The organism is Sphingomonas sp. BAUL-RG-20F-R05-02, assembly GCF_022662305.1.
In the GTDB taxonomy this organism is placed as follows: domain Bacteria; phylum Pseudomonadota; class Alphaproteobacteria; order Sphingomonadales; family Sphingomonadaceae; genus Sphingomonas.
Genome location: NZ_JAKNQH010000017.1, coordinates 1 through 14,280 on the forward strand (window position 1 = coordinate 1; position 14,280 = coordinate 14,280).

At 63.4% G+C, this 14,280-nt stretch carries 9 protein-coding genes and 1 pseudogene; 4 read left to right on the forward strand and 6 right to left on the reverse strand.

Annotation, left to right across the window (positions count from 1 at the left end; genetic code table 11):
* The 3 genes and pseudogenes from L8F97_RS19415 to L8F97_RS19425 all read right to left on the reverse strand — a co-directional run.
* A pseudogene (locus L8F97_RS19415) lies at positions 1-330 on the reverse strand (glycosyl hydrolase); the annotation flags it as partial.
* A 430-nt stretch (positions 331-760) separates the two neighbouring features.
* Entirely contained in the window at positions 761-2,080 is a 1,320-nt protein-coding gene (locus L8F97_RS19420) for a sugar porter family MFS transporter (protein WP_242153985.1), read from the reverse strand.
* Positions 2,077-4,077, reverse strand: a complete 2,001-nt coding sequence (locus L8F97_RS19425; RefSeq protein WP_242153988.1) for a glycoside hydrolase family 97 protein — start codon at positions 4,075-4,077, stop codon at positions 2,077-2,079. Before L8F97_RS19425 ends, L8F97_RS19420 begins: the two co-directional genes overlap by 4 nt.
* Before the next feature lie 679 nt (positions 4,078-4,756).
* Between L8F97_RS19425 and L8F97_RS19430 the strand changes: the two genes are divergently transcribed.
* The 3 genes from L8F97_RS19430 (at position 4,757) to L8F97_RS19440 (ending at position 7,788) form a co-directional block, all read left to right on the forward strand.
* On the forward strand, positions 4,757-5,986 hold the full coding sequence (locus L8F97_RS19430) for a glycoside hydrolase family 27 protein (RefSeq protein WP_242153989.1): 1,230 nt from the start codon (positions 4,757-4,759) through the stop codon (positions 5,984-5,986).
* 251 nt (positions 5,987-6,237) lie between these two features.
* Complete coding sequence (locus tag L8F97_RS19435) at positions 6,238-7,242, forward strand: tannase/feruloyl esterase family alpha/beta hydrolase (RefSeq protein WP_242153992.1); 1,005 nt, start codon at positions 6,238-6,240, stop codon at positions 7,240-7,242.
* A gap of 3 nt (positions 7,243-7,245) precedes the next feature.
* Positions 7,246-7,788, forward strand: coding sequence for a tannase/feruloyl esterase family alpha/beta hydrolase (locus L8F97_RS19440; RefSeq protein ID WP_242153994.1), 543 nt, complete (start codon positions 7,246-7,248; stop codon positions 7,786-7,788).
* Positions 7,789-7,938: 150 nt separating this feature from the next.
* Here the strand turns inward: L8F97_RS19440 and L8F97_RS23000 are convergent, their stop codons facing one another.
* Positions 7,939-8,199 carry a putative glycoside hydrolase gene (locus tag L8F97_RS23000; RefSeq protein ID WP_409929065.1) on the reverse strand — a complete coding sequence of 87 codons (261 nt, stop codon included), beginning with the start codon at positions 8,197-8,199 and terminating at the stop codon, positions 7,939-7,941.
* Positions 8,200-8,260: 61 nt separating this feature from the next.
* The gene (locus L8F97_RS19445) at positions 8,261-9,166 is read right to left on the reverse strand and encodes an ROK family protein (RefSeq protein WP_242153996.1); all 906 of its coding nucleotides are present in this window, start codon (positions 9,164-9,166) and stop codon (positions 8,261-8,263) included.
* 250 nt (positions 9,167-9,416) lie between these two features.
* On the opposite strand from L8F97_RS19445, the gene L8F97_RS19450 reads away from it, so the two are divergent.
* Positions 9,417-12,866, forward strand: coding sequence for a glycosyl hydrolase 2 galactose-binding domain-containing protein (locus L8F97_RS19450; RefSeq protein ID WP_242153998.1), 3,450 nt, complete (start codon positions 9,417-9,419; stop codon positions 12,864-12,866).
* Between the two features lie 56 nt (positions 12,867-12,922).
* Here L8F97_RS19450 and gluP read toward each other — a convergent pair whose 3' ends face one another.
* On the reverse strand, positions 12,923-14,221 hold the full coding sequence (gene gluP, locus L8F97_RS19455) for a glucose/galactose MFS transporter (RefSeq protein WP_242154000.1): 1,299 nt from the start codon (positions 14,219-14,221) through the stop codon (positions 12,923-12,925).
* Between the last annotated feature and the right edge of the window lie 59 nt (positions 14,222-14,280).

Here is a 14,280-nt window from a genome sequence, read left to right on the forward strand (position 1 = left end):
CCACCCGGCAACCCAGATCAAGTTATCGAGCCGGCATCTGTGCGTGAAGTCGTCGTACATCATCGCCCAGAGCCTACGAAACCCTGCGGGACCATGCTTTCCCCACCAGAACCAGTCTCCGCTGAATTCATGGAAAGGTCGCCATAGCACAGGGACGCGTGCATCACGGAGGATCGCCAGTTGCCCGGCGATCTCTGCCATCTGAGACGTCATGAGCCGATGCTGCGGCGTGCCCGGGGTAAGCGCCGCGTCCACGTCGAAACGCGGTTTGGAATTCTCATAGCCTGTGCCGATATCGGGCGCGCCCCAATGCCAACACAGCGGCACGAAACCACCGGCGCGATGTCAGTCAATCGCACGTTGAGCAACGCCCCGCCATTCGGCGGGATCAATGCAATCAAGGTCGAGCAGCGCGGGCTTCCTGCCAGTAGCCCCCACCAGATAATCAAACTCGGTTCTCGGCGGCGCCGGGCACTCTTGCTGACCGGTTAAAGTGCGGCGACCGTAGATCGACCATAGGTATGCGTATAGCGACCGCGCTTCCGCCGAAGCATGCGGGTTGCTCAGCCTACGAGCCCCGGTGACAGCCTTCGCGGGCCCTGACAAAGCCAACGTCGTCGCGCCCGCAACCACTTCCCGCCGAGTGAACATCGTCAGAGTTCCTGATGGAACGATCTGGTCTCACCTATTCCCATGGAACAACATTGGCCGAGCACCGAGCCGCGCCTTCAGCGACTCACGCACGCATTCGAAGGTGACCTCAAGTCGCCTCCATCCGCGCTCCGAGATCGTCCAGCTTGAGCTGTTTGGTCTCCGGGAAGAACCGCCACACGACCAGCAGCTGCACCGCCATCGCACCCGCGAAGATCGCGAACGGCAGCCCGGCGGAGTGAACGACGAGGATCGGGAATATCTGGGCGATCACCGCGTTCATCAGCCAATGCGTGCTTGCGCCCAGTCCGCTGCCCCTCGCACGGACCGGAGTCGGGAAGATCTCCGAAAGATAGACCCAGATCACCGCTCCCTGACTCGTTGCGAAGAACGCGATGAAGCCGATCAGGGCCGGCAGCAGCCAGCCTCTGGCCAGTGCCCCGTACATCACTGCGGCCGCCGCGGCGTGACACGCCACCATGCCCGCCGCACCCGCCATTAACAGGGTCCGGCGCCCGACGCGGTCGATCAGCACCATGCCAAGCATTGTGAAAACGAGATTGGCGAGCCCGATCAGCACCGCCTGTCGGTCGGGCGACAGGCTGCCCGCCCGAGCAAAGATGTCGTTCAGATAGTACAGCACCGCATTGATACCAGCGAGCTGGTTGAACGCTGCCACCAAGATCGCGAGCACGATCGGACGACGATGGCGCGACCACGAGAGTCGCTCGCCACCGGCAGCGCCAGCAGAGCGCGCCGCTGCGATCTCAGCGTCGGCTTGCGAGCGGGAGACGCCGATCCGGGTCAGTACGTCAGCCGCCTCTCGTTCCCGTCCCTTCGCGGCAAGCCAGCGTGGACTGTCGGGGATGCGGAACAGCAGAAGGAGCAGGATCAGCGCCGGCGCCGCCGTCACTCCGAGCTTCCAGCGCCACGCGATGCCGCTCGCCACGAGGCCGCCGACAATCGCATTGCTCAGATAGGCGAACAGGATGCCGAGCACGATCATCCACTGGAACAGCCCTACGAGCATTCCACGCCTAGCAGGTGGCGCGATCTCGGCGATGTAGACCGGAGCGAGAACGGACGAGCCGCCGATTGCCAACCCACAGGCGAAGCGGAACAGCAGGAAGAGTGGCCAGTTCGAGGCCAGAGCGCAGCCAAGGCCCGCCAGAAGATAGAAGAAGGCGAGCAGGCGAAGCACGGTGCGACTTCCGTACCGGTCGCCTGGCGCCCCGGCGCCGACCGCGCCGACAAGCGTGCCCCACAAGGCCGCCGACACGGTCACGCCGAGGGTCTCGGGCGTCAGCCGGAACAACCGGGTGAGATCGGCGGTCACACCCGCGATCACCGCCGTGTCGAAGCCGAACAGCAGCCCTGCCAGCGCTGCGGTCGCGATGCTGGCACCAAGCAGACCCCGCCCGCCGGTCATCGTGCCGCGCCGATCCGCACCGCCGCGCCCCCAGCGCGTGACAGGCGCAACGTCAGCGCGTCGTCACGCGATACGTCACGTTCAGAAATGGCGAGAGCGGCCGGCGTCGCGCCATCGGCCCAGATCCGCGCAGGATGCGCACCCGGGCCGAGAAAATCGAGCGGCACGGTCACGGTGCGCGCCGCATCGGTCATCGCGCCGAGATACCAGCTCTGGCCCTTGCGCCGCGCGATGACGATGCTTTCGCCCGGTGCACCGGACAGGACGCGCGTCTCGTCCCATTGGGTTGGCACCTCCTGAATGAAGTCGAACCCGTCCTCCCAGCCGCCCCCGGGCTTGCGATACACGTCCGGAGTGTCAGCTACACCGCCGAGCGGGCTGAGGAATGCCACGTAGAGCGCGAGGGCCTGGCCGCGGGTCGTCTGCACCTGGGGCGGCGCGTTGGTTGGAACGAACGTCTCCGGGGTCATGTTGCGGAAGCCGCCAGGCGTGTAATCGGCAGGGCCGAGCATCGCACGGGTGAAGGCGAGCGCGATGTTGTGACGAGCGGTCACCCGCCGCGACCACTTGTTGTATTCGGCGCCCATTACGCCTTCCTGGGTGATATAGTTGGGCCAGGTCCGCACCGTGCCGCGCGGCACGAACGCGCCGTGCAGGTCAAGCAGCAGGTGGTGCCGCGCGGTGGCGGAGATCAGCCGGTCATGGAAGGCGACCATCGCTTGATCGTCGCGGTCCATGAAGTCGACCTTGATCCCCGCCACGCCCATCCGCTCGACGCTGGACAGAACGCGCTCCATGTCGCGGTCGAGCAACTGCCAGTTGATCCAGACGATCAGCCGGACTCCACGGGTGCGGGCGTAGTCGACGAGACCAGGCAGATCGAAGCCCGGGATCACCCGCGTGGCATCGGCGCCGGCGAGGACCTGACCTGCGGTGCCACTGTTCACGTACCAACCGTCATCGACCATCATGTACGGCAAGTGCGCGTCGGCGGCGAAGTTGATGAAGCTTCGGATGGTCTCGTCATTCATGCCGGCATGAGCCACCCCGGCCAGCGTCGGGCCGTTCCACCAGTCCCATGCGTACTTGCCCGGCTTCACCCAGCTGAAATCGCCCGCAGGCGCGGGGTTCAGGCTGGTGACGATCGTCGAGGGTACGATTTCTCCAGGCGAGTCGCCCATCAGGACGACACGCCACGGTGTCTCCAGCGCTCCCTTCGTCAGATCAGCCGTAACCGCCACCCACTTGTCGTCCGGATGCGGCGCCATGCTGACGGCGACTCCTAACTCGCCCGTGCCACGTCCTGCCAGGTACATGCCCGCATAATCATGGAGGTTCGCCTCCGTGATCGCAAAGCTGCCCTTCTCCGCGCGGCACATCAGCGGCAGATCGAATAGCGTGTGGCCGCGGATACTTGCGGCGTTGAAGGAGTCGAACTCACCTTCATGGCTGCTGCCAAAGTGTCCGACGTTGAAGCCCGTGCAGTCGTAGGCTGACGGAAAGGCGAATTCGGTCTGCTCACCTGCAAGACGCAGCTGGGTCAGCCCAGGCTGTTTGGCGATCCGGTAGCGAAACGCGGCGCCCCCGTTGTAGGCGCGCATCACCAGGGTCATCTGCCGACCGCTTCCGCTCGGCTCGGCAAGGTCGATGGAAGCCTCGCGGTAACGGTCTTCGACCTCCGAGCGGCTGCCCATCGGCAGAACGTAGCGGTCCACTCCCTCGCGCCGACGCACCGCGAGGATCCGCATACCAGGACCGATGCTGCCGTTCTGCTCGAGCGTGAAGCCAAGTTTGGACTGTGCCAGCACCGCCGAGCCACGCCAGCTAATCCGATAGGTAGGATCGCCGGTCCCATCCTCGACTACCACGGCTGCCCGGCCATCAGGGGAAGTGAGCACTACGCTCTCGGCAAGGGCGGGCGCCGCAATCAACAAGGCCGTTGCGACGGCGACCAGCGTCGTAGCCCTTCTTCGGGCATGCCCGCTTCGTAAGCCCATGCTGTTCCCTCCATGTTACACTGTTTCGACCAGAGAACACGAGCATCTAAATATATTCAATAAAATTCTTTAATTTTTTTCAATGGGGTGTTCATTCCGCTGGAAAATCACGTTACGCGGTGTCGGAGATGCTGACTAAGTGGAGCCCTACGCCAGCGACTGCCTAAGATCGGAACATCGAGGCCGATTTTGTTACCGAGCTGCGATGGATTTGCTCGCACCCGAGGGTGCGCCTAGCGCCGGTTGACCGCTTGAGCGGATGAGCTGGTGTCGCGGCGCTGAACGCATTTACGCTTCATTAAAAATTCAGGAGAGAGATTATGGGCAAGCTGCATCAGGTCATCTTCTTTGCGCTGTCGGGCCTTCCGGTCTCGACGATGGCGCAGGTCCCCTACAAGCGGATCGAGCACGAACGACCAGCAGATCGTTCTCGATGGCCACGCGGGAAGCAAACGGTTCGACGGCATCGGCGTGGTCGATGGCGGGGGTGTCACTTCGGTGCTGCTCAGACCCAGACTTCTCCCGTCGGATCGAGCCTCGTTGCAGCAGATCTTCAGACAGCCGTTACCCACAAGCAACGCGTGATGCGCGTGCGCGGCCCTCGCGCCGATGCATGACCCCATCAAATCCGCCGTTCGCATCCTTGCGGGCGATACAACACCCAAGTGAGAGAACGTCCATGCGCAAACATCTTCTAAACGCCATCTGCTCCCTTGCGCTGCTGACGGCAGGCATGCCTGTGGTTGGGCAGGAGGTTCTTGATCCCGATCCGAACACGCTTGCCCCCTCCAAGGATCCGAAACGTCAAGCCAACGGCCTCGCCCAGACGCCCCCGATGGGGTGGAATAGCTGGAACAAGTTCGCCTGCCGCGTCAACGAGAAGGTGGTCCGTGACACGGCGGACGTAATCGCCTCGAACGGGATGAAAGAGGCAGGATACGAGTACGTCGTCATCGACGACTGCTGGCATGGCTCGCGCGATGCGAACGGCTTCATAACCGAGGATCGGACGCGATTTCCCTCCGGGTTGAAGACGCTAGGCGACTACATCCATTCCAAGGGACTGAAGTTCGGCATCTATTCGGACGCCGGGACTAAGACCTGCGGCGGCAGGCCGGGTAGTCAGGGGCATGAGTTCCAAGACGCGCTCCAATACGGGCGCTGGGGGGTCGATTATCTGAAGTACGACTGGTGTTCTACGGGCACCCGAAATGCGGAAGAGGCATATGCGGTGATGGCCGACGCGTTGAAAGCATCCGGTCGTCCGATCGTCTTCTCGATGTGCGAATGGGGCAATTCCATGCCCTGGCTGTGGGCGAGCAAGATTGGCAACCTCTGGCGTACAACCGGCGACATCACTGACAAGTGGCAAGGCAAATACAACTACAGCTGGGGCGTGGCCTCGATCGTCGATATGAACGAACCCCATTGGCCCTACGCAGGCCCGGGCCATTGGAACGATCCGGACATGCTCGAGGTTGGCAACGGGGGAATGACCGAGGTCGAATACCGTTCTCACTTCTCCCTGTGGGCGATGATGGCTGCACCTCTAATCGCTGGCAACGATTTGGCAAAAATGAACCGGTCGACCCGCGACATCCTGCTGAACCGGGACGTGATCGCGGTGGATCAGGATCCGCTTGGAAAGCAGGGACACCGGGTTTCTAAACAGGGCGATCTGGAAGTGTGGTCCAAGCCAATGGTTGACGGGGGGCGTACCCTGCTGCTGTGGAACCGGGGTGCGACGCCGGCCCGGATCAGCGCGGAGTGGACCGCCATGGGGCTTCCTGGCAGGCTGCAGATGCAGGCGCGCGATCTCTGGACGAAGAAGAATCTCGGCCAGTTCTCCGGACGGTACGACGCAGAGGTCGCGCCGCACGGTGTGGTCATGGTCAGGCTGAAATCGTGATTGATCAGCATCGCGCCTGCCGCAACGCTTGTCCTCGCTGTCTCGGCAGCGTGGAACGTTGATCCGCGAAACGGCGAGCGGTGCGCGGCCTGCGACGATAGAAGCGGAGGTGGGACTCGGGGGTGACAGGCCCGGTCTTCATGATCCGCTGGAGCAGCCACGTCATGCGAACATTTCGATGCGGGATCCAACCCAAGCATCTTGCTTCGAGCAAGTACAAGCCAGAGGAACTCGTGTGGAGGTGATGAAGCATGTTTAAGACGCAAATGGCACGGGTTGCATTAGCCACCATCCTGCTGGCCAGCGCCACGGCGGCACATGCTGCCGCCCCGCCCTGCACCCCTGAAGCGTCCCCTTCAGGCACGTATCCCGCAGGCGTGCGCATCACCAAGGCAGACCACATTCCTGCTTCCTCCGCAGTGCCGAACGCCTCATCACCATCGGCCTTGCCGGCATATTACCGCATGTCGGGCATCATAAACGAGCGTCGCGGCGTCAACGGCAAGACCTATGGCATCGGCTTTGAGGTGGCATTGCCCGACGATTGGAACGGACGCCTGCTGTTTCAGGCGGGTGGCGGTCTCAACGGCGTCATAAATCCCCCGATCGGCGAACAGGTGTCCGGCGGGCGGCCTGCGCTTGCACGCGGCTTCGCAGTCGTTTCCACCGACAGCGGACACAAAGGCGTGGGTGGCTTCGATCCATCTTTCAAGGCAGACCAGCAGGCCGCCTTGGATTTCGCTCACTTCTCCGTCGGGACGACCACCTTGGCGGCCAAGGCGATCGTGCGCAGCCACTATGGTCGGGCTGCGAAGCGCAGCTACCTTATCGGCTGCTCCACTGGCGGGCGCGAGGCGATGTTGGCGTCACAACGCTACCCGGACCTGTTCGACGGGATCGTCGCCGGCGCGCCAGCGATGCGCACGGAGGTCTCGAACATCGCAGCGGCCAACATCACCGCCATTTTCAACCGCGCCGCCGCCAAGGACGCTGCCGGCCGGCCGACGGCGCTGTTCTCACAGGCAGACAGGTCGCTCATCCTCAAATCAATCCTGGCGGACTGTGACGGCCAGGATGGGCTCAAGGATGGCGTGATCGCGAAGGCAGGCGCATGCATGTTCCGTCCGGCGCGGATCGCCTGCATCGGCGGGAAGACAGTCGACTGCCTGACGGCAGTTCAGGTCCAGGCTCTGGTGGCCGCGTTCACGCCGGCCAAGGATGCGGCGGGCGCACAGATCTACCCCGCATTTCCCTAGGACATGGGTATCGTCGCCGATGCTGGTGGAATCCCTGGCATCCTGACGAGCGGTCTGCCAAGCCCGCTCGGGCCGCCGAACGCTTCGACGAGCATCGATCTCGACGCTCGCCTAGGAGGGGTCCGCGCCGACGCGATGCAGACGCTGACCGACACCTACACCTGGACGAACCTGTCCACCTTCCTCGATCCCGGGGGTAAGATCATCTGGTATCATGGGGTGAGCGACCCCTGGTTCTCGGCCAACGACACGCTGGACTACTACGAGCGAGCCGCGGCTGCCAACGGCAAGCGCTTCCTCGACTCATCGCGGCTCTACATGGTTCCCGGCGCAGGTCACTGCGGCGGCGGTGCGAACACCTTCGACCAGTTCGACCTCCTCACAGCATTGGACGACTGGGTCGAAGCGGACAAGGCACCCGGCTCCATCCCGGCACGACGGAAGGCACCGACGCCTGCGGAACGTCCGCTCTGCCCGTATCCGACGTATCCCTTCTACCTAGGCGGCGACGAGAGTCGCATCGAGAGCTTTCAATGCCGATCGTAACGCGGCGCCTGGCTGCGAGCCGCCTTCAGGCGCGGCTTGCGTAACACGGTCTATCGCCAACATCGCCGATCAGCCCCGTCAATCTCCACACTCCGTCATCGGTATCGAAGCGGATTCGATCTTCACTTCGGAGATCGACAAGGCGAGCGTTCATCGATCGCAATCACGGAAAGGCGCAGTGACATGCGCCATGTCGATGTCCTGTCTCGCAAAACGTTGCAGCGGAACGACCATCTGCTGCCAAACGCTTGACGCTGCCCCTAACGTCTCCGAGATCGGTACGGCCACCACCAAGCCATCGTTGCTCAGCGTGCCCAGCTTGACGAGACGGTTCCGGTGACGATCCGGTCGAAATTCAGCTACGAGGTTGAGCCCGCCGCTGCTTTCCCGCGTCAGATTCCAGCGGTCGATCCGCCTCGACGCGGACCCCTGCCCGTCCTCCCGCCGAGATGAAAGAGCGCGGCGTTCACGATCATGATGCGGCGTCGAGAGCTAGCGCAATCGCTCCTAGCGGGCCCGCCTCGTCGCCTAGCGCCGGCGGCACGACGTATTCATCGACCTTCGATGCGATCAGGACCGCCTCACCATAACCAGACAAACTTTCAACGAGCATCTGCCTGATGGTGGCAAGCAGGTGAGGCTGCTTGCTGACGACCCCACCGCCGATGAAGATACGCTCCGGGACCGAGCCCATGACGAGGTTATGGCACAGACCTGCAATAGCATGAGCGACCATCGGCCACACCGGATGATCGGGTGCCAGCGAAGCTCCAGTTTCGCCGGTCCGACATTCCACTGCGTACCCGGAAGCTAGTCCCTCGACGCAGTCGCCATGATAGAGGCACGAGCCTTCCCAATCGTCTCCGGGGAAGCGCGGGATCCGCATGTGGCCCGCCTCCGCATGCCCGAGACCGGCGACAGGCCGGCCGTTGACGATGATCCCCGCTCCGACGCCCGTGCCCACCGTGATGTATGCATACGTCGAGAGGCCGCGCGCACCGCCCCAGCGGGACTCCGCAAGCGCGGCACCGGAAACGTCCGTATCAATGGAGATCGGCACGTCGTACCGACGCCTCAGACGCGGTGCTACATCGGTGTTCCTCCAGCCACGCTTGGTCGTGGCAGTGATGAAGCCGTAATTGGGCGCCTCGGGATGCAATGCGATCGGCCCGAAACAGGCCAGACCCAGTGCCTTGAAGCCATGGTCCTGTTGCCATTCATCGAGGACCTGCTCGATGCCTGCCAGCGTCGCTTCAGGCGTCGTAGTCGGGATCACCCGCTTGGAAACCACCTCGTCGGGACCGCTGGCAAGTATGCACACGCACTTCGTCCCGCCCATCTCCACCCCGGCGAGGAGCACCGGTTCTCGCCCGCTCATCGAACACACCTGAGCAGGCCTGGCTCCGCAATCGCCGACTTCGCTTCCAGCATCAAACCCTCGCACCAACATCTAGGCTCATCCCCCAGGATTCCGCCTCCTCGCCAACTAGGGCGCCTGGAGAAACCCGGAAGACCGTTGCAATCACTTCATTTAAAAAAAAGAAGATTGAAAGAAGTATTTTTTGGCTAAGGTACCGCGATGCGCACGGCGACGGCGTAACCAGTACGAGAACGCACGGGAGAGTACCATGACCATCATCGGAGGCCGGCGGCGGATCAGCCTGATCGCCGCACTCATAACTTGTGCGATGCCGATCTACGGTCTGGAGGCGGCCGACCTGGCGCAACCCTCGATCGTCGACGGCCGAGGACCCTACAATCTCGCGATCCTTCAGGGCGGCGTCGGCGCGACATATCCGTTGACCGCCTCGGCGGCGAAAGCCGCGAGCGAGGGGAACTTCTCGATCTCCGGTTCGATTTCGCCGGACAGTCTTAGCTCGGACTTCGCGCCACTGGTCGTAATCGGCGATCCTGCGGGCGCTTGTCGGAGCCTCGGTCTCGAGAACGGTCATCTCGTGTTCCGATCCGGCAACGCTTCACTTCGTGCGACCGCCGCCATCGCGGCAGGTCAGTGGACAGCGATCGCGCTGGTTGCGGATGGTCGACGTGTCAGCCTTTTCGTCGGTGGGCGCATGATGGCGAGCCGCGTGATGTCGGTCGAAGGCGTGGCTCCGAACGTCGCGATCGCTCCTGTGGTCCCGGGCCAAGCGCACTTCGGCGGGAAGATCGCCGGATTGACGATCCTCCCCTCAGTGCTGACGGCTGCAGACCTGGCCGCGACCGCAGGGCGGAAGCCCGACGCGGAGCTGACCCCCTTCATCCGGCCGGGTCAAGGCTGGGAATGGCAGGAAAGGCAATGGCGCGGAATGTTCCAGCCGCAGGATCCCGCCACGCTGCCGACCGGAAAGACGGGACCGTCAGCGCCCGTCGTAGTTCCCGCGGTCGACACGGCCCCGCTCACCAAGCTCGCCGACGGGCATTGGCGGCTGGGCGGCTGGAAGCTGGGCATCGGGCCCGACGTCAAGGCGAACGCCGCCACCATCAGCGCCAACGCCTTCGACAGCTCCAAGTGGTTTGACGCCACCGTTCCCGGGACAGTGCTGACGACCCTCGTGGATCGCGGCGTCTATCCGGATCCGTCGTACGGGCTGAACAATATGGCGATACCGGAACAACTGGCGCGGCAGGACTATTGGTACCGCACGAATTTCGACATCCCGGCGGGAAGCGCGTCAACACACCGCCGATTGTTGCTCAAGGGCATCAACTACGCAGCCGAGGTGTGGGTCAACGGCAAAAACGTCGGGAGCGTCACCGGCGCTTTCATCCGTGGTGATTTCGACGTCTCCGCACTGCTGCAGCCCGGGCGGAACACAGTGGCGGTCCACATTCTGCCGCCTCCCCACCCCGGCATACCACATGAGGAATCGATCGCTGCCGGGCCGGGGAACAACGGCGGCCAGATGGCGCTCGATGGTCCGACCTTCGTCGCGACCGAGGGCTGGGATTGGATCCCGGGCGTGCGTGATCGCAACATTGGTCTCTGGCAGCCAGTCGAACTGGTCGAGACCGGGGCCGTCCGCATCGGCGATGCGCAGGTGGTGACGAAACTGCCTCTGCCTAATCTGGGTCTCGCCGAAGTGACGATCACGGTGCCGATCCACAATGACGGCGCTACGCCGGTCCCCACCACCGTCACGGCGAGCTTCAAGGGCGTATCCGTCTCAAAGCAAGTGGTCGCGGCGCCCGGCGCGGGCGAGGTCCGCTTCGCGCCGACCGATTTCGCGCAGCTCAGGGTGGCAAATCCGCAATTATGGTGGCCGAACGGCTATGGGCCGCAGAACCTCTATACCCTGAACGTGGTCGCCGCGGTGGACGGCCAGCCGTCCGACCAGAAATCGTTGCGCTTCGGCATGCGCGAGATGAGCTACGGCCTGTCCTTGTTCGACAGCAAGGGCACGCTTCGCCGCGTCGAGATCGAGCCGACGCTGGCACATGAGCGTGGCGAGCAGTTAGTCGCCCTGCGTCACGAAGACATCAAGGAGACGCCCGACGGCTGGGCGGAGTCGTTGACGCCCGCAGGTGAAATCTCGCCCGCCGTTCGTGATATTCCGAAGCTGATGCGTGAGCCGCACCTGACGATCTTCGTCAACGGCGTCCCGATCGCAGCCCGTGGCGGCAACTGGGGCATGGACGATTTCATGAAGCGCATTTCGCGCGCGCGGCTTGAACCATATTTTCGCCTTCACAAGGAAGCAAACGTCAACATTATCCGCAATTGGGTCGGCCAGAACACCGAAGACAGTTTCTTCGATCTTGCAGATGAATATGGCATGCTGATCCTAAATGACTTCTGGGAGTCGACGCAGAACTTCCAGAACGAGGCGCAGGACCCGCAGCTGTTCCTGAAGAATGCCGCAGACGTGATTGCCCGCTATCGCAATCACCCTTCCATCGCGGTCTGGTTCGGCCGCAACGAAGGTGTGCCCCAACCGATCATCAACGAAGGACTGGACGCGCTCGTGTCGAAACTCGACGGTACGCGCTACTACACCGGCAGCTCGAACCAGATCGGCTTGCAGAACAGCGGGCCGTATAGCTGGCAGAACCCCGTCGGGTACTTCACCAATCTCGACACCGGCTTCTCGGTGGAGAACGGCACGCCGTCGCTTGCAACGCTGGAAGCCATAAAGGCGATGGTGCCACCTGCGGACCGGTGGCCGATCAGCGATACGCTCGCTTACCACGACTGGCATATCGGCGGAAACGGCGACGTGCGCAGCTTCATGAAGATTCTCGACGTTCAACTAGGACAAGCCACCAGCCTCGAGGATTTCGAACGCAAGGCGCAGATGCTGAACTATGTGGACTACCGCGCCAACTTCGAGGGCTTCAACGCCCATCTGTGGACCAAGAACAGCGGCCGCATGTTGTGGATGACCCACCCGGCGTGGCCATCCAACCATTGGCAGATCTACAGCTCCGACTACGACACATCGGCCGCTTACTATGGTACGAAGGCAGCGTCTGAGCCGATCCATGTCCAGATGAACCTGCCGGACTTCGCGCTCGCGGTCGTCAACACGACGCGTATGCCGGCGAATGGCCTAACCTTGAAGGCGCATGTCGTCGACCTGACCAACCGCACCCTGCTAGATCGTAGCGAGACGGTGTCCGCGCCCGCCAACCGGACGACGACACTGCCCGCGTTGGCGATCCAACCGCTGCTCAACACGGATGGGCTGGTGCTCGTGGAACTGACGCTGACCGGCAAGGATGGCGCAGTGGTGAGCCGCAACTTCTACTGGCAGGGCAAGGACGACAGCAGTTACCGCCGACTCAACACGCTCGCGGCGCAGACATTGACCGCGACGGCGCGGAAGAGCGGCGTCGACACCGTGATCGACATCGCCAATGCGGGTGCGGTGCCCGTGCTGGCCACGAAGATGACGTTGGTCGATGCCAAGGGCGAGCGGGTGTTGCCGGCGTTCTACGATGATAATTACATCAACCTGCTGCCGGGCGAGAGCCGCAGCATTACGATCCGGACGATGGACGGCGTGAAGGCCGCCGGCAAGCCCGCCGCTGTCCAGGTGCGCGGATGGAACGTGCAGCCGAGCAGCGTGAAGATCGACTGACCTTTCGCAGTCGGGCCTCGGTCGTCTGAACACGACGAGGCCCGATTCCGCTGGTGTCAGTGCCCGCTCGGCATCGCGACCGGAGCAGCATCCGCACCCTTCACACGCGCTGCGGCGACCGCGAAGATCAGGATGCCGACATAACCGACCGCCGGTACGATGAACGCATTGCCGAAGCTCCCGCTCACATCCGCGATCTTGCCGGCAATCCAGGGAAGGACAGCACCGCCGACGATCGCGACGCACAGCAGACCCGAGGTTGCCGAAGACGGCGCGGCCGAGCGTTGGAGCGTCAGCGAGAAGATAGTGGGGAATTGGACCGAGTTGAACAGGCCCATCGCAAGCGCACAATAGGCAGCCGCCGGCCCCGTGAGCGTCAGAGCTGCCACCGACAACACCACGTTGATCGCGACCACGATCGTCAGCAGGATCGGGGCGGGCGTCACCGCCATCACCGCGCTGCCGAGGAAGCGACCGATCAAGGCGCCGCCCCAGTAGTAGTTGGCGAGCAGCGAGCCCGCGGCGAGCAGCGATATGCCAAGCACCTCCGGGCGGTTGAGGAAGTTGATCATGATCGAGCCGATCGACACCTCCGAACCGACATAGAGGAAGATCGCGATCGCGCCGGCCACCGCCCAGCCGGATCGCAGGGCGGCGAACACGGACGATCCTGCGGCGTCCGCCGTCGCGGCAGGGTCACGCGGGACCGCCTGCTCGATGCGGTGCCGCATGACGAAGATGACGAGCACCAGCACGAGCAGGAACGCCGCGATCAACAGGAACGCGTGATCGACCGCGGCGAGACCGGCAGCCCGCGAGGTTTCGTCCGTGATCGTCGCGCCGCCGTTCTTGAAGACGTCGCCCGACAGCATAAGCGTCGCGCCGAAGTGCACGCCAAGCCACACGCCCACCGAGTTGAACGCCTGCGCCAGCGTGAGCCGCAACGCCGATCGCTCGGGCCTACCAAGCGCGGCAGCCAGCGGATTGGCCGCGACTTGCAGCGCGGTGATGCCGGCGGCCAGCGTGAACAAGGCGACGAGCACCAGCACGTACGTCCGCGCGGCCGATGCCGCGAGCACGATCAAACAGCCGACGATCATGACGCCGAGCGCCGCCATGATCGTTCGGCTTGGGCCAAGCCTTCCAAGCACCGCAGCCGCGGGCAGCGAGAAGACGCCATAAGCCAGGAAGAAGGCAAACTGTGTCAACATCGCTTCCGCGGTGGTGAGACTGTAGATGCCACGCAGTGCCGCGATCAGAGGATCGTTGTTGGAAGTGATGAAACCCCAGGCGAAAAACAGGCAGGTCACGGTGACAAAGGCGGGCAGCGCGCCCGACGCAGAACGGCTTCTCATCTCTTCATCCTATTTGGAGCGCGATCGTGGATTGGCCAACGGTCCGGAGCATCGCGTGC